Origin of the sequence: Pseudomonas sp. FP2335, from assembly GCF_030687535.1 — a bacterium.
Lineage (GTDB): Bacteria > Pseudomonadota > Gammaproteobacteria > Pseudomonadales > Pseudomonadaceae > Aquipseudomonas.
In genome coordinates this window covers 4,250,552-4,271,351 of sequence record NZ_CP117437.1, presented here as the reverse complement: position 1 = coordinate 4,271,351, position 20,800 = coordinate 4,250,552, and the positions used below count along the sequence as shown (strand labels likewise).

The following is a 20,800-nucleotide window of genomic DNA, read 5'->3' as shown; positions in this document are numbered from 1 at the left end:
TGCCTTTCCGTAGATCTATGAATCCCCGAATAGTGACGGATTATTGGCATGGCGAAGAGCGACGACGCAGCAAAACCACCCGCAGGCAAAGGCAAGCTCAAGCTTATCCTGATGATTGTCGTGGGCCTGATCCTGGCCATTGGCGCCTCGGTGGGTGGCACTTGGTACATCATGCACAGCAGCGCGAGCAAACCGGCGCCTGCGGCCGAAACCGCCAGCAACGTCAAGCAACCGGCAATCTTCGAGCCGATGCTCCCGGCCTTTGTCGCCAACTTCAATCAGAACGGCCGCCAGCGCTACCTGCAAGTGAGCATCACCTTGCTCGCGCGCAACCAGGCTGACCTGGAAGCCCTCAAGGTGCACATGCCGGTGATCCGCAACAACCTGGTGATGCTGTTCTCCGGGCAGAGCTTCGATGCCCTGGCCACCCCGGTCGGCCAGGAAATGCTGCGCCAGAAGGTCACTGCCAGCGTGCAGGAAGTGGCCCAGAAAGAGCTCGGCAAAGTCGTGATCGAGCAGGCGCTCTTCACTAACTTCGTATTGCAGTAGGATCACGACATGGCCGTGCAAGACCTGCTGTCCCAGGATGAAATCGACGCGCTGTTGCATGGCGTCGACGATGGTCTGGTGCAGACCGAAATGGCTGCCGAACCCGGCAGCGTCAAAAGTTATGACCTGACCAGCCAGGATCGCATCGTCCGTGGACGTATGCCGACCCTGGAGATGATCAACGAACGTTTCGCCCGTTACACCCGCATCAGCATGTTCAACATGCTGCGCCGCTCGGCGGACGTGGCGGTCGGTGGCGTGCAGGTGATGAAGTTCGGTGAATACGTGCACTCGCTGTACGTGCCCACCAGCCTCAACCTGGTCAAGATCAAGCCGCTGCGCGGCACCGCGCTGTTCATCCTTGACGCCAAGCTGGTGTTCAAGCTGGTGGACAACTTCTTCGGCGGCGACGGCCGTCACGCCAAGATCGAAGGCCGTGAATTCACCCCCACCGAACTGCGGGTGGTGCGCATGGTGCTGGAGCAAGCCTTCATCGACTTGAAGGAAGCCTGGCAGGCGATCATGGAAGTCAATTTCGAGTACATCAACTCGGAAGTGAACCCGGCCATGGCCAACATCGTCGGCCCCAGCGAAGCCATTGTGGTGTCCACGTTCCACATCGAACTCGATGGCGGTGGCGGCGACCTGCACGTGACCATGCCGTACTCGATGATCGAGCCGGTGCGCGAGATGCTCGACGCCGGTTTCCAGTCCGACCTGGACGATCAGGACGAGCGTTGGGTCAAGGCCCTGCGCGAAGACCTGCTGGATGTGGACGTGCCGCTCAGCGCCACCGTGGCCCGTCGCCAATTGCGCCTGCGTGACATCCTGCACATGCAGCCGGGTGATGTGATCCCTGTGGAATTGCCGGAAGAAATGATCATGCGCGCCAATGGCGTGCCGTCATTCAAGGTCAAGCTCGGTTCCCACAAGGGCAACCTGGCACTGCAAGTGATCGAGCCGATCAACCGTCGCTGATCCAACCCTAATTTATGAATGCTTGCTCCGCCGAGGACATGTAATGGCTACCGAACACGAAAACACTTCCGCCGAAGACCAGGCCCTGGCTGACGAATGGGCTGCGGCCCTGGAAGAAACTGGCGAAGTCGGCCAGGACGACATCGACGCGCTGCTGGCCGCTGACGCCGCCACCGCGCCGGCCGGCAACCGCTTGCAGATGGAAGAATTCGGCAGCGTGCCGAAGAACCACGAGCCGGTGAGCCTCGATGGCCCGAACCTGGACGTGATCCTCGACATCCCGGTGTCGATCTCCATGGAAGTCGGCAGCACCGACATCAACATCCGCAACCTGCTGCAACTCAACCAGGGTTCGGTGATCGAGCTCGATCGCCTGGCCGGTGAGCCGCTGGACGTACTGGTCAATGGCACCCTGATCGCCCACGGCGAAGTGGTGGTGGTCAACGAAAAGTTCGGCATCCGCCTGACCGACGTGATCAGCCCGAGCGAACGCATCAAGAAGTTGCGCTGATATGAAGCGGCTGATGCTCGCACTGTTGCTCGCGCTGCCGTTGAGCGTGTTGGCGGCGGAGCCCGTGGCCCAGGCCGCGGCGGCACCGGTCGGCAGTGGCGTCGGTGGCCAGTTGACCCAACTGGTGCTGGGCCTGTTGCTGGTGGTCGGCTTGATCTTCGTGCTCGCCTGGCTGATGCGCCGCGTGCAGAACGTCGGCCCGGGCAACGCCCAGGTGATCGAACTGATCGGCTCGCGCGCCCTGGGCCCGCGTGATCGGCTGGTGCTGGTGCAGGTGGGTGAGGAGCAGATCCTGCTCGGCCTCACCCCCGGCCGCATCACCCCGCTGCATGTGCTCAAGACGCCCGTCAACGTGGATCAGACCCAGTCCGCCACGCCAGAATTCGCCCAGCGCCTGATGGAGTTGTTGGGCAAGGATCAGAAGGATAAGAAGTAATGCGCGTTTTCTTGACGCTCATGCTGTTGCTGGCTGCGCCACTGGCGTTCGCCGCCGACCCGTTGTCGATCCCGGCGATTACCCTGGGCACCAACGCCGCCGGCGCCCAGGAATATTCGGTCAGCCTGCAGATCCTGCTGATCATGACTGCGCTGAGTTTCATCCCGGCGTTTGTCATGCTGATGACCAGTTTCACGCGGATCATCATCGTGTTCTCGATCCTGCGCCAGGCCCTCGGCTTGCAGCAGACGCCGTCGAACCAGATCCTCACCGGCATGGCCCTGTTCCTGACGATGTTCATCATGGCGCCGGTGTTCGACAAGGTGAACCAGCAAGCCCTGCAGCCTTACCTCGCCGAAACCATCACTGCCCAAGTCGCGATCGACAAGGCCCAGGGGCCGATCAAGGACTTCATGCTGTCGCAGACCCGCTCCAGCGACCTGGAGCTGTTCATGCGCCTGTCCAAGCGCACCGACATCGCCACCCCGGACCAGGCGCCGTTGACCATCCTGGTGCCGGCGTTCGTCACCTCCGAATTGAAGACCGCGTTCCAGATCGGCTTCATGATCTTTATCCCGTTCCTGATCATCGACCTGGTGGTGGCGAGCGTGCTGATGGCCATGGGGATGATGATGCTGTCGCCGCTGATCATCTCGTTGCCGTTCAAAATCATGCTGTTTGTGCTGGTGGACGGCTGGGCGCTGATTATCGGCACGCTCGCCGGCAGTTTCGGAGGGGTATAGCGCCATGACGCCAGAAGTCGCCGTTGACCTGTTCCGTGAAGCGCTGTGGCTGACCACCATGATGGTTGCCGTGCTGGTGGTACCAAGCCTGTTGGTGGGCCTGTTGGTGGCGATGTTCCAGGCCGCGACCCAGATCAACGAACAGACCTTGAGCTTCCTGCCGCGCCTGCTGGTGATGCTGATCACCCTGATCGTCGCCGGCCCGTGGCTGGTGCAAACCTTCATGGAATACATCCTGCAGTTGTACGGCAGTATTCCGCAGTTGATCGGCTGAGCCGATGCAATCCTTGCTGGCATTGACCGACACCCAGATCAGTACCTGGGTGGCGTCCTTCATTCTGCCGCTGTTTCGCGTGACGGCGATGTTGATGGCCATGCCGGTGTTCGGCACGACCCTGGTGCCGCGCCGGGTGCGCCTGTATTTCGCGGTGGCGATCACCGTGGTGCTGGTCCCCGGCTTGCCGCCGATGCCACCTGTGAATGCGCTCGATCTCAGCGCCTTGCTGCTGATCGCCGAGCAAGTGCTGATCGGCGCCATGCTGGGCTTCTCCCTGCAACTGTTCTTCCAGGCGTTTGTGATCGCCGGGCAAATCATCTCGATCCAGATGGGCATGGGCTTCGCGTCCATGGTCGACCCCACCAACGGCGTGTCGGCAGCGGTGATCGGGCAATTCCTGACCATGCTGGTGACCTTGTTGTTCCTTGCCATGAACGGCCACCTGGTGGCGTTCGAAGTGCTGACGGAGAGCTTCACCACCTTGCCGGTGGGCTCGGGGCTGGTGGTCAACCATTTCTGGGAGATGGTCGGGCGTCTCGGTTGGGTGCTGGGCGCCTCGCTGCTGCTGGTGTTGCCCGCGATCACGGCGCTGCTGGTGGTCAACATCGCGTTTGGCGTGATGACTCGCGCAGCGCCGCAACTGAACATTTTCTCGATTGGTTTCCCGTTGACCCTGGTGTTGGGCATGGGGATTTTCTGGATCGGCCTGGCCGACATTCTCAATCAGTATCAACCGCTGGCGTCCGACGCCTTGCAGTTCTTACGTGATCTGGCACGGGCGCGCTGAGCCATGGCCGAGAGCGAGAGCGGTCAGGACAAAACAGAAGACCCCACGGAGAAGCGCAAAAAGGACTCCAGGGAAAAGGGCGAGATCGCCCGCTCGAAAGAGCTGAATACCGTGGCGACCATGATGGCCGGCGCCGGCGCCCTGCTGATCTACGGCGGTGGCCTGGCGCTGGATTTGATGGAGTTGATGAAACACAACTTCAGCTTGCCCCGCGAAGTGCTGCTGAACCCTGGCGCGATGGGCCAGTACCTGCTGCATTCGGGCAAGATCGCGATTCTGGCGGTGCAGCCGATCCTGATCACCTTGCTGTTGGCCGCGCTGATCGGCCCGGTCGCCCTTGGCGGCTGGCTGTTCGCGGCCGGCAGCATGGCGCCCAAATTCAGCCGCATGAACCCCGCTGCCGGGCTCAAGCGCATGTTTTCGGCCAAGGCGCTGGTGGAGTTGCTCAAGGCCTTGGCCAAATTCATCCTGATCCTGTTCGTCGCGCTGATGGTATTGACGTCCGACATCGACGACCTGCTGCGCATCGCCCACGAGCCGCTGGAGTCGGCGATCATCCACAGCGTGCAGGTGGTGGGGTGGAGCGCGCTGTGGATGGCCGCCGGGCTGATCATCATTGCTGCCGTGGATGCGCCGATCCAGCTGTGGGAAAGCCACAAGAAACTGCTGATGACCAAGCAGGAAGTGCGCGATGAACACAAGGACCAGGAAGGGCGTCCCGAGGTCAAACAGCGCATTCGCCAACTGCAGCGGGAAATGTCCCAGCGCAAGATGATGGCCTCGGTGCCCGACGCCGACGTGATCATCACCAACCCGACCCACTACGCCGTGGCGCTCAAGTACGACCCGGAGAAAGGCGGCGCGCCGATGCTGTTGGCCAAGGGCAGTGACTTTACCGCACTGAAAATCCGCGAAATCGCCGTGGCCAACGACATCCTGCTGCTGGAGTCGCCGGCACTGGCGCGGTCGATCTTCTACTCCACCGACCTCGACCAGGAAATCCCGGCCGGGCTTTACCTGGCGGTGGCGCAGGTGTTGGCCTATGTCTATCAGATCCGCCAATACCGCGCGGGCAAAGGCAAGCGGCCTGATCCGCTCAAGGACCTGCCGATTCCCCCGGATTTACGCCGCGACTCCTGATATTTCCCCTTACCCTGTAGTGAGCGGGCTTGTCCCGCGCTGGGTGGCGAAGCCGCCCTAAATCCCGACACCTCGGTCTTCCTGAAACATAGCGGCGTCCCGTTTGGGGCGGCTTCGCCACCCAGCGCGGGCAAGCCCGCTCACTACGGCAATCGCATGCGTACCGTTCGTCGTAAATCCTTGCTGACCTGTCAACTCTGACAGTAGCCAGCCTGCGCGTCCCGCGTTTCCATGGCAGCAGAAACTGCGTGTAGGAACAAGCAGCGAGGTAGCAATGAAGTGGGTGACCGGAACCGTCAGGTTTTACAGCAGTGAGACAGGGGAAGGGGTCATCGCAATGGATGGCGGGAGTGAGCAGGTGCGGGTAGACCTCACCAGCTCGGTCGGGGTTCGGCTCAAGGTTGGGCAGCGGGTGCGATTTGGCAGGATTCATCGTCCCCGGGGCATCTTTGCAGTCAACGTCACACTGATCTCGGGTTTTTGAATGAGATGTCGGGAGAGCGGCAATGGCGACAGGCACGGTGAAGTGGTTCAACGCAGAAAAGGGCTTTGGGTTTATCCAGCAGGAAGATGGTACGGATGTTTTTGTCCACTATTCGGCGATTGAGGCCAGCGGATTCAAGAGCCTTACTGAAGGGCAAAAGGTCGAGTTCGAGATAACGCCCGGACAAAAAGGGCCGCAGGCTGCAAACGTACGGGTCGTGTAAAAAAACGGTACTCGTCTGACTTGGGTAAAAGTTGGAAGGCTTCTTGCAATACCGCCTTCAAGTCGCCTCCCGGCGTCAAAACTTTGCTTCAAGGAACACGAGGAATACCGGTGGTAGATCGCTCTCAAATGTTCAGCACGGCCCGTGGCACCCTGACTGACCTGTCGCGGGGCAATCTGGGTGTGCCGTTGCTGCTACTGGTGATGCTGGCAATGATGATGTTGCCGATGCCGCCGTTCCTGCTGGACGTGTTCTTCACCTTCAACATCGCCCTGTCCGTCGTAGTCCTGCTGGTCTGCGTATACGCGCTGCGACCGTTGGATTTCGCGGTATTCCCGACGATCCTGCTGGTGGCAACCCTGTTGCGCCTGGCGCTCAACGTGGCGTCGACCCGCGTGGTGATGCTTCACGGCCAGGACGGCCACGCCGCCGCCGGCAAGGTGATCCAGGCCTTTGGTGAGGTGGTGATCGGCGGTAACTACGTGGTCGGTATCGTGGTGTTCGCGATCCTGATGATCATCAACTTCGTCGTGGTGACCAAGGGTGCCGGGCGGATTTCCGAGGTGAGCGCACGGTTCACCCTCGATGCGATGCCCGGCAAGCAGATGGCGATCGACGCCGACCTCAACGCCGGCCTGATCGACCAGAACCAAGCCAAGACTCGCCGCCTGGAAGTCGCCCAGGAAGCCGAGTTCTACGGTTCCATGGACGGTGCCAGCAAGTTCGTGCGCGGTGACGCCATCGCCGGCCTGCTGATTCTGTTCATCAACCTGATCGGTGGCATGGCCGTCGGTATCTTCCAGCACGGCATGACCTTCGGCGATGCGGGCAAGGTGTACGCCTTGCTGACCATCGGTGACGGTTTAGTGGCGCAATTGCCATCACTGTTGTTATCCACAGCTGCCGCGATCATGGTGACCCGTGCCTCGGGCTCCGAAGACATGGGCAAGCAGATCAGCCGGCAGATGTTTGCCTCGCCCAAGGCCCTGGCCGTGGCGGCGGGCATCATGGCGATCATGGGCATCGTGCCGGGCATGCCCCACGTATCGTTCCTGAGCATGGCGGCCCTGGCAGGCGGCGCGGCGTACCTGTTCTGGAGAAAGCAAAACGCGGTCAAGGTCCAGGCCCTGCAAGAGGTGGCGCGCCAGCAGGAACTGCTGCCGTCCCCGGCCCGCGCCTCGGAAACCAAGGAGCTGGGCTGGGACGACGTGACCCCGATCGACATGATCGGCCTGGAAGTCGGCTACCGCCTGATCCCGCTGGTGGACCGCAACCAGGGCGGCCAGCTGCTGGCGCGGATCAAGGGCGTGCGCAAAAAATTGTCCCAGGACCTGGGCTTCCTGATGCCCACCGTGCACATCCGCGACAACCTCGACCTGGCCCCCAGTGCCTACCGCCTGACCCTGATGGGCGTGATCCTCGCCGAAGCCGAGATCTACCCGGACCGCGAGTTGGCGATCAACCCCGGCCAGGTATTCGGCAGCCTCAACGGCATTACCGCCAAAGATCCGGCTTTTGGCCTGGAAGCGGTGTGGATCGAAATCAGCCAACGCAGCCAGGCGCAGTCCCTGGGCTACACCGTGGTTGACGCCAGCACCGTGGTCGCCACCCACCTCAACCAGATCTTGTACAAGCACTCCCACGAGCTGATCGGCCACGAGGAAGTCCAGCAATTGATGGGTTTGCTGGCCAAGGCTTCGCCAAAACTCGCAGAAGAGCTGGTGCCGGGCGTGCTGTCGCTGTCGCAGTTGCTCAAGGTGTTGCAGGCGCTGCTGGCCGAACAGGTGCCGGTGCGCGACATTCGCAGCATCGCCGAGGCCGTCGCCAACAATGCCGCCAAGAGTCAAGATACCGCCGCGCTGGTGGCGGCGGTGCGTGTCGGATTGTCTCGCGCCATCGTGCAAAGCATTGTAGGGACTGAGTCTGAGCTGCCTGTGATCACCTTGGAGCCAAGGTTGGAACAAATATTGCTCAATAGTATTCAGAAGGCAGGACAAGGCCAGGAAGAGGGCGTTCTGCTGGAGCCAAGCATGGCTGAAAAACTGCAGCGTTCGTTGATCGACGCCGCACAACGCCAGGAAATGCAGGGCCATCCGGTGATTCTGCTGGTGGCCGGCCCCGTCCGGGCGATGTTGTCGCGGTTTGGACGCCTGGCAGTTCCGAATTTGCACGTTTTGGCTTATCAGGAAATTCCTGACAACAAGCAAGTGACTATCGTCGCGACAGTAGGGCCCAACGGCTGAGGTAGTGGGTTATGCAAGTGAAGCGTTTTTTCGCCGCCGATATGCGTCAGGCCATGAAACTGGTGCGTGATGAGCTGGGCGCCGATGCCGCGATTATCGGTAACCGTCGTATTGCCGGCGGTGTCGAGCTGACGGCTGCCCTGGATTACACGCCTTCGGCGCTGGCGCCGCGTGTGCCGAACATGGAACTCGAAGACGAGCTGCGCAAGACCGCCTCGCGCATTGTGTCGGCCCAGGCCGAACTGAGCATGCGCGGCGACAGCGATGCCACCACCAATCGCCAGTTGTTCGCCGGCCTGCCGCTGACCGCTGCGGAGCCCTTGGTTGAGCCCACCTTCACCGAACCACCGCGTCCTGCAGCGCCGCCACCGGCGGGCGCAGTCGACCAGCGTGTGTTCGACTCGATGCGCTTTGAACTCAATGGCCTGCGTGAGCTGCTGGAAGTGCAGCTGGGCTCCCTGGCGTGGACACAGTTGCAAGGCAGCAAGCCGGCCCAGGCCAACCTGTGGCGCCGCCTGCAACGCATCGGCCTGTCCGGCCCGTTGTCCCGCGACCTGCTGGCACTGACCACCGAAATCGAGGAACCTCGCCAAGCCTGGCGCATGCTGTTGGCGCACCTGGCGCGGATGATCGTCACCCCGGAAATCGAGCCCCTGGAAGAGGGCGGTGTGATCGCCATGGTCGGCCCTGCCGGCATGGGCAAGACCACCACGCTGGCCAAGCTGGCCGCGCGTTATGTGCTCAAGTACGGCGCGCACAACATCGCGCTGGTGAGCATGGACAGCTACCGCATCGGCGCCCAGGAGCAGCTCAAGACCCTGGGCCGTATCCTCAATGTGTCGGTAACCCACGTCGACCCGGGCCAGTCCCTGGCCAACGCCCTCGATCCGCTGCTGCGCAAGCGCGTGGTGCTGATCGACACCGCCGGCCTGCAGGCCAGCGATCCGGCGCTGCGCATGCAACTGGAAAGCCTGGCCGGGCGTGGCATCAAGTCGAAAAATTACCTGGTGCTTGCAACCACCAGCCAGAAACAGGTTCTTACCGCTGCATACCACAGCTACAAACGTTGCGGCCTGGCCGGCTGCATCCTGACTAAACTGGATGAGACGGCGAGCCTGGGCGAAGTATTGAGCCTGGCGATCAGCCATGAATTACCGGTCGCCTACCTGACCGACGGGCCGCGGATCCCGGATGATTTGCATCTGCCGCGCCGTCATCAGTTGGTCAGCCGCGCTGTCAGCGTGCAAATGCAAGAAGAGCCTAGCGAGGAAGCGATGGCCGATATGTTCGCCGACCTCTACCACAACCCGGCAAAGCGGGTGGGTTGAGGGCAGGGCGAACACCGTGAAATGTATCTACATCGTTGGTCTGCAAGCGATTCACGCGGCCAAGCCATGTAGCCTGCGTCTAAGCAAGACAAGGTAAAGAAATAAAATGGGCAGCATGCATCCCGTACAGGTGATCGCGGTGACCGGCGGCAAAGGTGGCGTCGGGAAAACTAACGTGTCAGTGAATTTGTCCCTGGCCCTGGCAGAGCTTGGCCGTCGGGTCATGTTGCTGGATGCTGACCTGGGTCTGGCGAACGTCGACGTTCTGCTGGGGCTGACGCCCAAACACACCCTCGCCGATGTGATCGAGGGCCGCTGCGAGCTGCGTGATGTGCTGCTCCAGGGGCCTGGCGGGATCCGCATCGTACCGGCTGCCTCCGGCACCCAGAGCATGGTGCACCTGAGCCCGGCGCAGCATGCCGGCCTGATCCAGGCGTTCAGCGACATTGGCGACAACCTCGACGTGCTGGTGATCGACACCGCCGCCGGGATCGGCGAGTCGGTGGTCAGCTTCGTGCGCGCCGCGCAGGAAGTCTTGCTGGTGGTCTGCGATGAACCCACCTCGATCACCGATGCCTACGCCCTGATCAAATTGCTTAACCGTGACTACGGCATGAACCGCTTCCGCGTCCTGGCCAACATGGCCCAGAGCCCGCAGGAAGGGCGCAACCTGTTCGCCAAGTTGACCAAGGTCACGGATCGCTTTCTTGATGTCGCCTTACAATACGTAGGCGCAGTTCCCTATGACGAGTGCGTGCGCAAGGCCGTGCAAAAGCAGCGTGCGGTCTATGAAGCGTTCCCTCGTTCGAAGTGCGCACTGGCGTTCAAGGCTATTGCTCAGAAGGTCGATACTTGGCCATTGCCCGCCAATCCCCGGGGGCATCTGGAGTTTTTCGTCGAGCGATTGGTGCATCAGACGAGCGCGGGACCTGTGCTATGACATCCAGCGGCTACAACCTTTACAAGAAGTCGGCACGTGACAGCCAGGGCGAATTGATCGAGCGCTATGCGCCGCTGGTCAAGCGCATCGCCTATCACCTGCTGGCGCGCCTGCCGGCGAGTGTGCAGGTCGAAGACTTGATCCAGGCCGGCATGATCGGCCTGCTTGAAGTGTCGACCAAATACGATGCGAGCAAGGGTGCCAGTTTCGAGACGTACGCGGGCATCCGTATCCGTGGCGCGATGCTCGATGAGGTGCGTAAAGGTGATTGGGCGCCGCGGTCGGTACACCGCAATACGCGCATGGTCAGTGACGCAATTCGTGCAATTGAAGCAAAAACCGGTCGCGACGCTAAAGATCACGAAGTTGCGGCCGAACTCCAATTGAGTCTCGACGATTATTACGGGATTTTGAACGATACCTTGGGCAGCCGCCTGTTCAGCTTCGACGACCTGCTACAGGACGGCGAACACGAAGGGCTGCACGAGGACGGCGCGAGTGCACATCTTGAGCCGTCGCGCGACCTGGAGGATGAACGCTTCCAGGGCGCGTTGGCGGACGCGATTGCCAATTTGCCGGAGCGTGAGCGACTGGTGTTGGCGCTGTACTACGACGAAGAGCTGAACCTCAAGGAAATCGGTGAGGTCCTGGGGGTCAGCGAATCGCGTGTCAGCCAGCTGCATAGCCAGTGCGCAGCCCGCTTGCGGGGGCGGTTGGGAGAGTGGCGCGCGCGCTGACAGGCAGTGTGGGGACACTGCAGACGAGACCGTGAAGGCGTGACGCTTTTGCGGTTTTGCGCCGTGGTGCCCTGGGCAGTCCTTTTTGTGTAACGCCTGTTGATTGAAATGGCGCGTCCAGGTGCTGGGCGCGTTTAAGACTGCTTGGAGGTCGAATTGGACAAGAACATGAAAATCCTCATCGTTGATGACTTCTCAACGATGCGGCGGATCATTAAAAACCTGTTGCGTGACCTTGGGTTCACAAACACGGTCGAGGCGGATGACGGCCTTACGGCGATTCCGATCCTCAACAGCGGGAGCATCGACTTTCTGGTAACCGACTGGAACATGCCGGGCATGACCGGTATCGACCTGCTGCGTCACGTGCGTGCCGACGAAAAGCTGCGCGGCCTGCCCGTGTTGATGGTGACCGCCGAAGCCAAGCGTGAACAGATCATCGAAGCCGCCCAAGCCGGGGTAAACGGTTACGTGGTCAAACCTTTCACTGCATTGGCCTTGAAAGAGAAGATCGAAAAAATCTTCGAACGCATCCACGGCTAATGCCATCGCGGGGGAGCTATGGAGCATAAAGAAACATCACAGGGAGACTTCGAGTCGACCCTGAAAAAGCATGCTCACCAGTTGGTCGACTGCCTTGAGAGAGGCCAGTTCGGCGACGCGGTGCAGTTGATCCATGAGCTCAACCAGACCCGTGACCGCGGCCTGTACCAGGAAGTGGGCAAGCTCACGCGTGAGCTGCATAGTGCGATCGTCAATTTCCAGATCGACCCGCACATGCCCCAGGCCGAAGAGATCTCGCAGATCACCGATGCCACCGAGCGCCTGTCCTATGTGGTCAGGCTGACTGAGGCAGCGGCCAACCGCACCATGGACCTGGTGGAAAACGCCACGCCTCTGGTCAATGGCATGGCCACCGAAGCCCAGGCCTTGAGCCACGACTGGGGTCGCTTCATGCGCCGCGAAGTCGGGGCCGAAGAGTTTCGTGAGTTGGCACGTCGGGTCGAAGGTTTCCTGTCACGCAGTGAGCAGGAAAACCGCATGGTTTCCAGCAACCTCAATGACATTCTGCTGGCCCAGGATTACCAGGACCTCACCGGTCAGGTGATCAAGCGTGTGACCCAATTGGTCACCGAAGTGGAAAGCAATTTGCTCAAATTGGTGCTCATGGCAGGCCAGGTTGACCGTTTTGCCGGCATCGAACATGACCGCGAAGCGATCCTCTCGGAAAAAGATCCACAAAAACATCTCGCCAAGGGTGAAGGTCCGCAGATTCATGCCGATAAACGTGAAGACGTTGTATCGGGTCAAGATGATGTCGATGACCTGTTATCCAGTTTAGGCTTCTAAGGAGCACCCACATGAGCTTCGGCGCCGATGAAGAGATCCTTCAGGATTTCCTTGTAGAGGCCGGCGAAATTTTAGAGCAGTTGTCCGAGCAACTGGTCGAGCTGGAAAGCCGACCGGATGATGCGAACCTGCTCAATGCAATTTTTCGCGGTTTTCATACTGTAAAAGGGGGCGCCGGCTTCCTCCAGCTCCATGAGCTGGTGGAGTGCTGCCACATCGCCGAGAACGTGTTCGACATCCTGCGCAAGGGTGAGCGGCACGTCGACTCGGAGTTGATGGACGTGATTCTCGAAGCACTGGATGCGGTCAACGGCATGTTCAGCCAAGTGCGTGAACGTGCCCCGATCACCGCAGCTACGCCGGAACTGCTGGCCGCCCTGGCGCGCTATGCCGAGCCTGCCGACATGTCGGCGGCACCGGTGGCTGAAGCTGTGCCGGAACCTGTGGCAGAGCCCGAAGCGGACGTGACCGACAGCGAGTTCGAGCAACTGCTCAACTCCCTCAGCGCGGTCAAGGCCGAGGCTGAAGCTCCGGCAGCGCCCGTTGCGGCGCCGACGGGTGAAGACATTACCGACGCTGAATTCGAATCGCTGCTCGACCAGCTGCACGGCAAAGGCCAGTTCGCCGCCGACGCGGTGGCACCTGCCGCGCCGACCGAAACGCCTGCCGAAGCGCCAGCCGCCTCGACCAGCACCGACATCACCGACGACGAATTTGAAGCGTTGCTCGACCAGCTGCATGGCAAGGGCACGTTTGCGGCCGACGCCTTGCCCGCCGTCGCAGCCACCGCACCAACCGCGGCGGCTGCCACGCCTGCTGCCCCTGCCGCACCTGCCGGCGATGGACTGATCTCCGATCACGAGTTCGAGTCGTTGCTGGACGAACTGCACGGCAAAGGCAAGTTCACCGAAGTGGGCGCGACGGCCAAGGTCGCCACGCCGGCGCCAGCAGCGGCGGCGAAAGCTGCGACTCCGGCAGCCGCCAAACCGGCTCCCGCGCCTGCTGCGGCGCCCGCCGCCGCCGCCCCTGCACGTGCCGCGGCACCTGCACCGGCTGGCGCTGAAAAACCTGCCAGTGAAGCCGAAACCACCGTGCGGGTTGATACCGCACGCCTGGACGACATCATGAACATGGTCGGCGAACTGGTGCTGGTGCGTAACCGCCTGGTGCGCCTGGGCCTGAACAGCGGCGACGAGGCCATGCAGAAGGCCGTGTCGAACCTCGACGTGGTCACCGCCGACCTGCAAACCGCCGTGATGAAAACGCGGATGCAGCCGATCAAGAAAGTCTTCGGCCGCTTCCCGCGCCTGGTTCGCGACCTCGCGCGCCAGCTCAAGAAAGAAATCAACCTGGAACTGGTGGGTGAAGAAACCGACCTCGACAAAAACCTTGTCGAGGCCCTGGCCGACCCGCTGGTCCACTTGGTGCGCAACGCCGTCGACCACGGCGTGGAAACCCCGGAAGAACGCGAAGCCTCGGGCAAGTCCCGTGGCGGCAAGGTGATCCTGGCGGCCGAGCAAGAAGGCGACCATATCCTGCTGTCGATTACCGATGACGGCAAAGGCATGGACCCGACCATCCTGCGCAATATCGCGGTCAAGCGTGGCGTGATGGACAAGGACGCCGCCGACCGCCTGACCGACACCGAGTGCTACAACCTGATCTTCGCCCCGGGCTTCTCGACCAAGACCGAGATCTCCGACGTGTCCGGCCGTGGCGTCGGCATGGACGTGGTGAAGACCAAGATCAGCCAGCTCAACGGCTCGATCAATATCTACTCGACCAAGGGCCAGGGCTCGAAGATCGTGATCAAGGTGCCGTTGACCTTGGCGATCATGCCGACCCTGATGGTGATGCTGGGCAACCAGGCGTTCGCCTTCCCGCTGGTCAACGTCAACGAGATCTTCCACCTCGACCTGTCGCGCACCAACGTGGTCGACGGCCAGGAAGTGGTAATCGTGCGTGACAAGGCGTTGCCACTGTTCTACCTCAAGCGCTGGCTGGTGGCTTCGGCTGCCCATGAAGAGCAGCGCGAAGGCCATGTGGTGATTCTTTCCGTGGGCACCCAGCGTATCGGCTTTGTCGTCGATCAACTGGTTGGCCAGGAAGAAGTGGTGATCAAGCCTTTGGGCAAAATGCTGCAGGGAACCCCGGGCATGTCGGGTGCGACCATCACCGGTGACGGTCGGATCGCGCTGATTCTCGATGTTCCGAGCATGCTCAAGCGTTACGCCGCTCGGCGTATTTGATTCTGGTGGGGTAGGGCGGTTCGCCCGCCCCGCCTAACGGAGTGTTTATGGCAGTCAAGGTCCTGGTGGTGGACGATTCGGGTTTCTTCCGCCGCCGCGTCTCGGAAATTCTTTCCGCCGATCCAAGCATCCAGGTGGTCGGCACGGCCACCAACGGCAAAGAGGCGATTGATCAAGCCATTGCGTTGAAGCCGGACGTGATCACCATGGACTACGAGATGCCGATGATGGATGGCATCACGGCAGTTCGACACATCATGCAACGCTGCCCGACCCCGGTATTGATGTTCTCCTCGCTGACGCACGAAGGCGCCCGGGTAACCCTCGATGCGCTGGACGCTGGTGCGGTGGACTTCCTGCCGAAAAATTTCGAAGACATCTCGCGCAACCCCGAGAAGGTCAAGCAACTGCTGTGCGAGAAAGTCCACAGTATTTCCCGCAGCAACCGTCGCAGCCTGTTCAGCGCACCGGCCCCCGCGCCTGCGCCGACACCGGCGGCTGCCGCATCGGCGAGCACGTTCGGTCGCCCGGCACCCGCTCCGGTTGCCCGGCCTGCGGTGGCAGCACCGACGCGTGCTGCGGCCGCCACGGCGTACTCGCCAGCGCCGAAACGCAAAGCCTACAAGTTGGTCGCTATCGGCACCTCCACCGGCGGCCCGGTGGCCTTGCAACGCGTGTTGACGCAGTTGCCGGCCAACTTCCCGGCGCCGATCGTGTTGATCCAACACATGCCAGCGGCCTTCACCAAGGCGTTCGCCGAACGCTTGGACAAGCTGTGCCGCATCAGCGTCAAGGAAGCCGAGGATGGCGACATCCTGCGTCCTGGCCTGGCGCTGCTGGCGCCCGGTGGCAAGCAGATGATGGTGGACGGGCGCGGTGCGATCAAAATCCTGCCGGGCGACGAGCGCCTGAACTACAAACCCTGTGTGGACATCACCTTCGGTTCGGCTGCCAAGTCCTACGGCGACAAAGTTCTGGCGGTGGTCCTCACCGGCATGGGCGCCGACGGCCGTGAAGGCGCGCGCCTGCTCAAGCAGGGCGGCAGCGCGATCTGGGCGCAGGACGAAGCCAGCTGCGTGATCTATGGCATGCCCATGGCCATCGTCAAGGCTGAACTGGCCGACGCCGTGTACAGCCTGGACGACATCGGCAAGCATCTGGTGGAGGCCTGCCTCTAATGGATGTGTTGAGCCTGATCGGCATTACCATGGCGTTTGTCGCAATCATCGGCGGCAACTACCTCGAAGGCGGCCACCTCGGCGCCCTCGCCAACGGTCCGGCTGCGTTGATCGTGATTGGCGGCACCGTGGGCGCCGCGTTGTTGCAGTCGCCGTTGAGCTCGTTCAAGCGCGCTATGCAGATCTTGGTGTGGATCATTTTTCCGCCGCGCGTCGACCTGGCCGGCGGCATCGACCGCGTGGTCAACTGGAGCCTCACCGCCCGCAAAGAAGGCCTGCTGGGCCTGGAAGGCGTGGCCGATGCCGAGCCCGACAGCTACGCGCGCAAAGGCCTGCAATTGCTGGTGGACGGCGCCGAACCGGAAGCGATCCGCAGCATCCTGGAGGTGGATTTCTACACCCAGGAGAGCCGTGACATCAATGCCGCCAAAGTCTTTGAAAGCATGGGCGGCTACGCGCCGACCATCGGCATCATTGGTGCGGTGATGGGCCTGATCCACGTGATGGGCAACCTCGCCGATCCGTCGCAACTGGGCAGCGGGATTGCCGTGGCGTTCGTCGCCACCATCTACGGCGTGGCCAGCGCCAACCTGGTGTTGCTGCCAGTGGCGAGCAAGCTCAAGTCCATTGCCCAGCGCCAGTCGCGTTATCGCGAGATGTTGCTCGAAGGCATCCTGTCGATTGCCGAGGGGGAAAACCCACGCTCCATCGAATTGAAGCTCCAGGGCTTCATGGACTGATGGCGATGGTTATCGATCTGTGGCGCACTGGCCTTTGGTGGCGAGCGAGCAAGCTCGCCCGTCACCACCACAACACGCTCGCCAGCCACAGGGAATTGTGTGTTCAGAGAGGTAACTGCCAGTGAGCCGTCGCCGTCGCGAGCCTGAAGAACACGTCAACCACGAACGTTGGCTGGTGTCCTACGCGGACTTCATCACCTTGCTGTTCGCGTTTTTCGTGGTGATGTACTCCATCTCGTCGATCAACGAAGGCAAGTACAAAGTCATTTCCCAGGCGCTGATCGGGGTGTTCAACGACACCGATCGCGCCCTCAAGCCGATTCCCATTGGCGAAGAGCGGCCCAGGACCGTGACCCCGGCCAAGCCGCTGGTCAACGACAGCGACGAAACCGCCGCCGGCGTCGGTGGCACCAGTGATCCACTCAAGAGCATCGCCGACGACATCAGCGCCGCCTTTGGCGACCTGATCAGTTCCAACCAGATGACCGTGCGCGGCAATGAGTTGTGGGTCGAGATCGAACTCAATTCCAGCCTGCTGTTCGCCAGTGCCGATGCGCTGCCCAGCGACCAGGCGTTCACCATCATCGACAAGGTCGCGGCGATCCTCAAACCGTTCGAGAACCCGATCCACGTCGAGGGCTTTACCGATAATTTCCCGATCAGCACCGCGCAGTACCCGACCAACTGGGAGCTGTCCTCGGCGCGGGCGTCGAGCATCGTGCGCATGCTCGCGATGCAGGGTGTGAACCCCGGACGCCTGGCGTCGGTGGGGTATGGTGAGTTCCAGCCAGTGGCGAATAACGCCACGGTAGAAGGCCGCGCCAAGAACCGCCGGGTAGTGCTGGTGGTATCCCGCAACCTGGATGTGCGCCGCAGCCTGACCGGCACCGGCACCGCTAATGCAACACCGGATGCGGCCTTGAAGCGGGCTGGCACACAAACTGCACCGGCCCCTGCAAAGCCGCCGGTGCGTCAGAGCTCCGTCAATTCTCCGTCACCGGCTCAATAACCTATGCAATGTCTCGGTCGCGCCTGTGCCCACCGGGAGGAACTAACCGAATGAGAGTCTGGGCAGTTGCCAATCAAAAAGGTGGAGTCGGCAAGACCACCACCTCCATCGCCTTAGCCGGCTTGCTGGCCGAGGCGGGCAAGCGTGTGGTCGTGGTCGACCTCGACCCCCACGGCTCGATGACCAGCTACTTCGGCTACGACCCGGATGCGCTGGAACACAGCTGCTACGACCTGTTCCTGCACAAAGGCAGTGTGCCGGCCGACCTGCCGGGGCAACTGCTGCTGCCCACCAGCAACGACAGCATTTCCCTGTTGCCGTCGAGCACCGCGCTGGCCACCCTCGAGCGCCAGTCGCCGGGGCAGAGCGGCCTGGGCCTGGTGATCGCCAAGACCTTGGCGCAACTGTGGCAGGACTTCGACTACGCCATCATCGACAGCCCGCCGTTGCTCGGCGTGCTGATGGTCAACGCCTTGGCGGCCAGCCAGCAACTGGTGATCCCGGTACAGACCGAGCACCTGGCGGTCAAAGGCCTGGAACGCATGGTCAGCACCCTGGCGATGATCAACCGCTCGCGCAAGCAGGCGCTGCCGTACAGCATCGTGCCGACCTTGTTCGACCGCCGTACCCAGGCGTCCCTCGGCACCTTGCGCGTATTGCGCGATGCCTACCCGGACACCATCTGGAACGGCTACATCCCGGTGGACACGCGCCTGCGTGACGCCAGCCGCGCCGGCCTCACGCCGTCACAGTTCGACGGCAAGAGCCGTGGCGTGATGGCCTACCGCGCGCTGCTCAAACACCTGTTGTCCCAGCAACTTGTGGCGCAGGTGGCTTGATGAACCGTCCTGTCGAACTTAAGACCCGGCCACAACTGGCACTGGAATCCTACCTGGATGCCCTGCTGCAGGAGGCGACCGCCGAAGAGTTGCCCGAGCCGATTCTGGTGCTTGAGCCAGAAAGCACGCTGGATGAATTCCAGTTGGCAGTGCTCGAAGAACAAGCCCGTGATGCCCACGTTGCCCCGGTTGTAGCGCCATTTGAGCCCGTGGTGGTCGCCCCGGTGGTGGTCGAGCCGGTGGTCGAAGTGCACCTGCCGCCGAGCATCACGCCACCGCCGGTCACTGGTGATGGTCGCCCAAGCTGGGCTGCCGAGCCGTTCGAGTGCCTGCTGTTCGACGTCGCCGGCTTGACCCTGGCGGTGCCGCTGGTGTGCCTGGGCTCGATCTACTCCCTGGAAGGCCAGGAGTTGACGCCATTGTTCGGGCAACCGGAGTGGTTCCTCGGCATCCTGCCCAGCCAGGCCGGCAACCTCAAGGTGCTCGACACAGCGCGCTGGGTGATGCCCGACCGCTACCGCGACGACTTCCGCCAGGGTTTGCAATACGTGATCTCGGTGCAGGGCTACGAGTGGGGGCTGGCGGTGCATCAAGTCAGCCGCTCGTTGCGCCTGGACCCGAACGAAATCAAATGGCGCAGCCACCGGGGCCAGCGGCCTTGGCTGGCGGGCACCGTGATCGAACACATGTGCGCATTGCTCGACGTGTCCGAATTGGCCGAGCTGATCGCCAGTGGGGCCGTCAAGTCGATGCCCGGTAACACACGCAGTTGATTGAACAATAAGGGCCGCGCGCAAGTGCGGCCAACGAAGTACACACGCCGTTTCAACGGCATTTGAAGGGGTCAGGGGTATGAACAACAAGTCAGCGTCCGCACAAGGTTTGGATGATCCGATCCTGCAATGGGTAACCTTCAAGCTGGACAACGAGTCCTATGGCATCAACGTAATGCGCGTGCAGGAAGTGCTGCGCTACACCGAGATCGCGCCGGTACCGGGTGCGCCGAGCTACGTGCTGGGCATCATCAACCTGCGCGGCAACGTGGTGACGGTGATCGACACCCGCCAGCGTTTTGGCCTGGTGCCGACCGAAGTCAACGACAACACCCGTATCGTCATCATCGAAGCCGACAAGCAAGTGGTCGGGATCATGGTCGACAGCGTGGCCGAAGTGGTTTACCTGCGCCAATCGGAAGTGGAAACCGCGCCGAACGTCGGTAACGAAGAATCTGCCAAGTTCATCCAGGGCGTGTGCAACAAGAACGGCGAACTGCTGATTCTGGTTGAGCTGGACAAGATGATGAGCGAAGAAGAATGGTCGGATCTGGAGAACATCTGATTGTTTCTTGAAGCGGCAGTGATCGTCCTGGCCCTGTTGTGGGTCGGGACGTTGGCCTTCCTGCTGCGCTATTTGCGCCAGCAACGGGAAGTGGCCCTGCAACAGGCCGAGCGCGACGCCGTGCGCGACCGGCGTGTGGTCGAGCTGGCCAAGCGTGTCGATCACTTCCAGCAAAGTGCGGTGCGGGTCGGGGACGAGGTGCATGAACTGCGCGCGATCCTCGCACCGTTGCCGGACAAGCTGGCGCAGATCGAGCAGCGTGATCCGTCGAGCCTGTCGTTTGCCCAGGCGGCGAAGCTGGTGGGCATGGGCGCGACGGTGGATGAGCTGACCCAGTCTTGCGGCCTGACCCAGGCCGAGGCGCAGTTGATGAGCAAGTTGCACAAGAGCTGATCCTTGGTTTCATCCCAACTGTAGTGAGCGGGCTTGCCCCGCGCTGGGTGGCGAAGCCGCCCCAATCCAGGTACCTCGGTCTTCCTGAAAAACCGCGTCGGCCCGTTTGGGGCGGCTGCGCCACCCAGCGCGGGGCAAGCCCGCTCACTACAGTTGTGTAGATCGGGATATGAAGCTGTACAAAAGTTGAATTTTTGTCGAGTCTGGAGAAATCAGCTCTAGGCCTCGAGATAGAGCCTTCAACACTAAAATCCGAGCCTTTCCCACCCCCCGTTTTTGCGAAATGTGTCACAAGGCCATACATCCCGATGGCACTTTTATGTCTTTG

The 20,800-nt window shown here is 61.6% G+C and carries 23 protein-coding genes; all 23 read left to right on the top strand.

Features of this window, described 5'->3' with window-relative positions; genetic code table 11:
• Positions 1-48 precede the first annotated feature (48 nt).
• The 23 genes from fliL to PSH81_RS19010 all read left to right on the top strand — a co-directional run bounded on the left by fliL (position 49) and on the right by PSH81_RS19010 (position 20,472).
• Complete coding sequence (gene fliL, locus PSH81_RS19125) at positions 49-549, top strand: flagellar basal body-associated protein FliL (RefSeq protein WP_192297004.1); 501 nt, start codon at positions 49-51, stop codon at positions 547-549.
• 9 nt (positions 550-558) lie between these two features.
• On the top strand, positions 559-1,527 hold the full coding sequence (fliM, locus tag PSH81_RS19120; protein WP_017735217.1) for a flagellar motor switch protein FliM: 969 nt from the start codon (positions 559-561) through the stop codon (positions 1,525-1,527).
• Between the two features lie 43 nt (positions 1,528-1,570).
• Positions 1,571-2,038 (top strand): flagellar motor switch protein FliN, encoded by a 468-nt coding sequence (fliN, locus tag PSH81_RS19115; protein ID WP_192297003.1) that lies wholly within the window; start codon positions 1,571-1,573, stop codon positions 2,036-2,038.
• A 1-nt stretch (position 2,039) separates the two neighbouring features.
• Positions 2,040-2,474: a flagellar biosynthetic protein FliO gene (gene fliO, locus PSH81_RS19110; RefSeq protein ID WP_226454998.1), complete on the top strand. Its 435-nt coding sequence runs from the start codon at positions 2,040-2,042 to the stop codon at positions 2,472-2,474.
• A complete protein-coding gene (gene fliP / locus PSH81_RS19105; RefSeq protein ID WP_192297001.1) occupies positions 2,474-3,217 on the top strand; it encodes a flagellar type III secretion system pore protein FliP in 744 nt (247 codons plus the stop codon). The genes fliO and fliP overlap by 1 nt, the downstream gene beginning before the upstream one ends.
• Positions 3,218-3,221: 4 nt before the next feature.
• On the top strand, positions 3,222-3,491 hold the full coding sequence (gene fliQ, locus PSH81_RS19100) for a flagellar biosynthesis protein FliQ (protein WP_003214552.1): 270 nt from the start codon (positions 3,222-3,224) through the stop codon (positions 3,489-3,491).
• Between the two features lie 4 nt (positions 3,492-3,495).
• Positions 3,496-4,281 carry a flagellar biosynthetic protein FliR gene (fliR, locus tag PSH81_RS19095; RefSeq protein ID WP_192297000.1) on the top strand — a complete coding sequence of 262 codons (786 nt, stop codon included), beginning with the start codon at positions 3,496-3,498 and terminating at the stop codon, positions 4,279-4,281.
• Between the two features lie 3 nt (positions 4,282-4,284).
• The gene (gene flhB, locus PSH81_RS19090; protein WP_192296999.1) at positions 4,285-5,421 is read left to right on the top strand and encodes a flagellar biosynthesis protein FlhB; all 1,137 of its coding nucleotides are present in this window, start codon (positions 4,285-4,287) and stop codon (positions 5,419-5,421) included.
• Between the two features lie 506 nt (positions 5,422-5,927).
• On the top strand, positions 5,928-6,128 hold the full coding sequence (locus tag PSH81_RS19080) for a cold-shock protein (protein WP_305391302.1): 201 nt from the start codon (positions 5,928-5,930) through the stop codon (positions 6,126-6,128).
• A 128-nt stretch (positions 6,129-6,256) separates the two neighbouring features.
• Positions 6,257-8,371 carry a flagellar biosynthesis protein FlhA gene (flhA, locus tag PSH81_RS19075; RefSeq protein WP_226455001.1) on the top strand — a complete coding sequence of 705 codons (2,115 nt, stop codon included), beginning with the start codon at positions 6,257-6,259 and terminating at the stop codon, positions 8,369-8,371.
• A gap of 11 nt (positions 8,372-8,382) precedes the next feature.
• Positions 8,383-9,699: a flagellar biosynthesis protein FlhF gene (gene flhF, locus PSH81_RS19070; RefSeq protein ID WP_226455002.1), complete on the top strand. Its 1,317-nt coding sequence runs from the start codon at positions 8,383-8,385 to the stop codon at positions 9,697-9,699.
• A gap of 106 nt (positions 9,700-9,805) precedes the next feature.
• Complete coding sequence (gene fleN, locus PSH81_RS19065; protein ID WP_003192912.1) at positions 9,806-10,639, top strand: flagellar synthesis regulator FleN; 834 nt, start codon at positions 9,806-9,808, stop codon at positions 10,637-10,639.
• Positions 10,636-11,376, top strand: coding sequence for an RNA polymerase sigma factor FliA (fliA, locus tag PSH81_RS19060; RefSeq protein ID WP_065909829.1), 741 nt, complete (start codon positions 10,636-10,638; stop codon positions 11,374-11,376). Before fleN ends, fliA begins: the two co-directional genes overlap by 4 nt.
• A gap of 168 nt (positions 11,377-11,544) precedes the next feature.
• A complete protein-coding gene (locus tag PSH81_RS19055; protein WP_192296994.1) occupies positions 11,545-11,919 on the top strand; it encodes a chemotaxis response regulator CheY in 375 nt (124 codons plus the stop codon).
• An 18-nt stretch (positions 11,920-11,937) separates the two neighbouring features.
• Positions 11,938-12,726, top strand: coding sequence for a protein phosphatase CheZ (locus tag PSH81_RS19050; RefSeq protein WP_192296993.1), 789 nt, complete (start codon positions 11,938-11,940; stop codon positions 12,724-12,726).
• Between the two features lie 11 nt (positions 12,727-12,737).
• Positions 12,738-14,975, top strand: coding sequence for a chemotaxis protein CheA (locus PSH81_RS19045; RefSeq protein WP_305391301.1), 2,238 nt, complete (start codon positions 12,738-12,740; stop codon positions 14,973-14,975).
• A gap of 47 nt (positions 14,976-15,022) precedes the next feature.
• Positions 15,023-16,153 (top strand): chemotaxis response regulator protein-glutamate methylesterase, encoded by a 1,131-nt coding sequence (locus PSH81_RS19040; RefSeq protein ID WP_305391300.1) that lies wholly within the window; start codon positions 15,023-15,025, stop codon positions 16,151-16,153.
• Positions 16,153-16,893, top strand: a complete 741-nt coding sequence (locus PSH81_RS19035) for a flagellar motor protein (protein ID WP_192296990.1) — start codon at positions 16,153-16,155, stop codon at positions 16,891-16,893. The genes PSH81_RS19040 and PSH81_RS19035 overlap by 1 nt, the downstream gene beginning before the upstream one ends.
• 121 nt (positions 16,894-17,014) lie before the next feature.
• Positions 17,015-17,902: a flagellar motor protein MotD gene (gene motD / locus PSH81_RS19030; protein WP_226455006.1), complete on the top strand. Its 888-nt coding sequence runs from the start codon at positions 17,015-17,017 to the stop codon at positions 17,900-17,902.
• Positions 17,903-17,952: 50 nt separating this feature from the next.
• Positions 17,953-18,741, top strand: coding sequence for a ParA family protein (locus PSH81_RS19025; RefSeq protein ID WP_192296988.1), 789 nt, complete (start codon positions 17,953-17,955; stop codon positions 18,739-18,741).
• Positions 18,741-19,514, top strand: coding sequence for a CheW domain-containing protein (locus tag PSH81_RS19020; RefSeq protein ID WP_192296987.1), 774 nt, complete (start codon positions 18,741-18,743; stop codon positions 19,512-19,514). Before PSH81_RS19025 ends, PSH81_RS19020 begins: the two co-directional genes overlap by 1 nt.
• Positions 19,515-19,593: 79 nt before the next feature.
• Positions 19,594-20,079, top strand: a complete 486-nt coding sequence (locus PSH81_RS19015; protein ID WP_017735234.1) for a chemotaxis protein CheW — start codon at positions 19,594-19,596, stop codon at positions 20,077-20,079.
• On the top strand, positions 20,080-20,472 hold the full coding sequence (locus PSH81_RS19010) for a DUF2802 domain-containing protein (RefSeq protein ID WP_226455008.1): 393 nt from the start codon (positions 20,080-20,082) through the stop codon (positions 20,470-20,472).
• Positions 20,473-20,800: the final 328 nt, after the last annotated feature.

Bases quoted from the DNA above. Each gene is read 5' to 3' on its own strand.
- fliL (WP_192297004.1), top strand. From the start codon at position 49: ATGGCGAAGAGCGACGACGCAGCAAAACCACCCGCAGGCAAAGGCAAG.
- fliM (WP_017735217.1), top strand. From the start codon at position 559: ATGGCCGTGCAAGACCTGCTGTCCCAGGATGAAATCGACGCGCTGTTG.
- fliN (WP_192297003.1), top strand. From the start codon at position 1,571: ATGGCTACCGAACACGAAAACACTTCCGCCGAAGACCAGGCCCTGGCT.
- fliO (WP_226454998.1), top strand. From the start codon at position 2,040: ATGAAGCGGCTGATGCTCGCACTGTTGCTCGCGCTGCCGTTGAGCGTG.
- fliP (WP_192297001.1), top strand. From the start codon at position 2,474: ATGCGCGTTTTCTTGACGCTCATGCTGTTGCTGGCTGCGCCACTGGCG.
- fliQ (WP_003214552.1), top strand. From the start codon at position 3,222: ATGACGCCAGAAGTCGCCGTTGACCTGTTCCGTGAAGCGCTGTGGCTG.
- fliR (WP_192297000.1), top strand. From the start codon at position 3,496: ATGCAATCCTTGCTGGCATTGACCGACACCCAGATCAGTACCTGGGTG.
- flhB (WP_192296999.1), top strand. From the start codon at position 4,285: ATGGCCGAGAGCGAGAGCGGTCAGGACAAAACAGAAGACCCCACGGAG.
- PSH81_RS19080 (WP_305391302.1), top strand. From the start codon at position 5,928: ATGGCGACAGGCACGGTGAAGTGGTTCAACGCAGAAAAGGGCTTTGGG.
- flhA (WP_226455001.1), top strand. From the start codon at position 6,257: ATGTTCAGCACGGCCCGTGGCACCCTGACTGACCTGTCGCGGGGCAAT.
- flhF (WP_226455002.1), top strand. From the start codon at position 8,383: ATGCAAGTGAAGCGTTTTTTCGCCGCCGATATGCGTCAGGCCATGAAA.
- fleN (WP_003192912.1), top strand. From the start codon at position 9,806: ATGGGCAGCATGCATCCCGTACAGGTGATCGCGGTGACCGGCGGCAAA.
- fliA (WP_065909829.1), top strand. From the start codon at position 10,636: ATGACATCCAGCGGCTACAACCTTTACAAGAAGTCGGCACGTGACAGC.
- PSH81_RS19055 (WP_192296994.1), top strand. From the start codon at position 11,545: ATGAAAATCCTCATCGTTGATGACTTCTCAACGATGCGGCGGATCATT.
- PSH81_RS19050 (WP_192296993.1), top strand. From the start codon at position 11,938: ATGGAGCATAAAGAAACATCACAGGGAGACTTCGAGTCGACCCTGAAA.
- PSH81_RS19045 (WP_305391301.1), top strand. From the start codon at position 12,738: ATGAGCTTCGGCGCCGATGAAGAGATCCTTCAGGATTTCCTTGTAGAG.
- PSH81_RS19040 (WP_305391300.1), top strand. From the start codon at position 15,023: ATGGCAGTCAAGGTCCTGGTGGTGGACGATTCGGGTTTCTTCCGCCGC.
- PSH81_RS19035 (WP_192296990.1), top strand. From the start codon at position 16,153: ATGGATGTGTTGAGCCTGATCGGCATTACCATGGCGTTTGTCGCAATC.
- PSH81_RS19025 (WP_192296988.1), top strand. From the start codon at position 17,953: ATGAGAGTCTGGGCAGTTGCCAATCAAAAAGGTGGAGTCGGCAAGACC.
- PSH81_RS19020 (WP_192296987.1), top strand. From the start codon at position 18,741: ATGAACCGTCCTGTCGAACTTAAGACCCGGCCACAACTGGCACTGGAA.
- PSH81_RS19015 (WP_017735234.1), top strand. From the start codon at position 19,594: ATGAACAACAAGTCAGCGTCCGCACAAGGTTTGGATGATCCGATCCTG.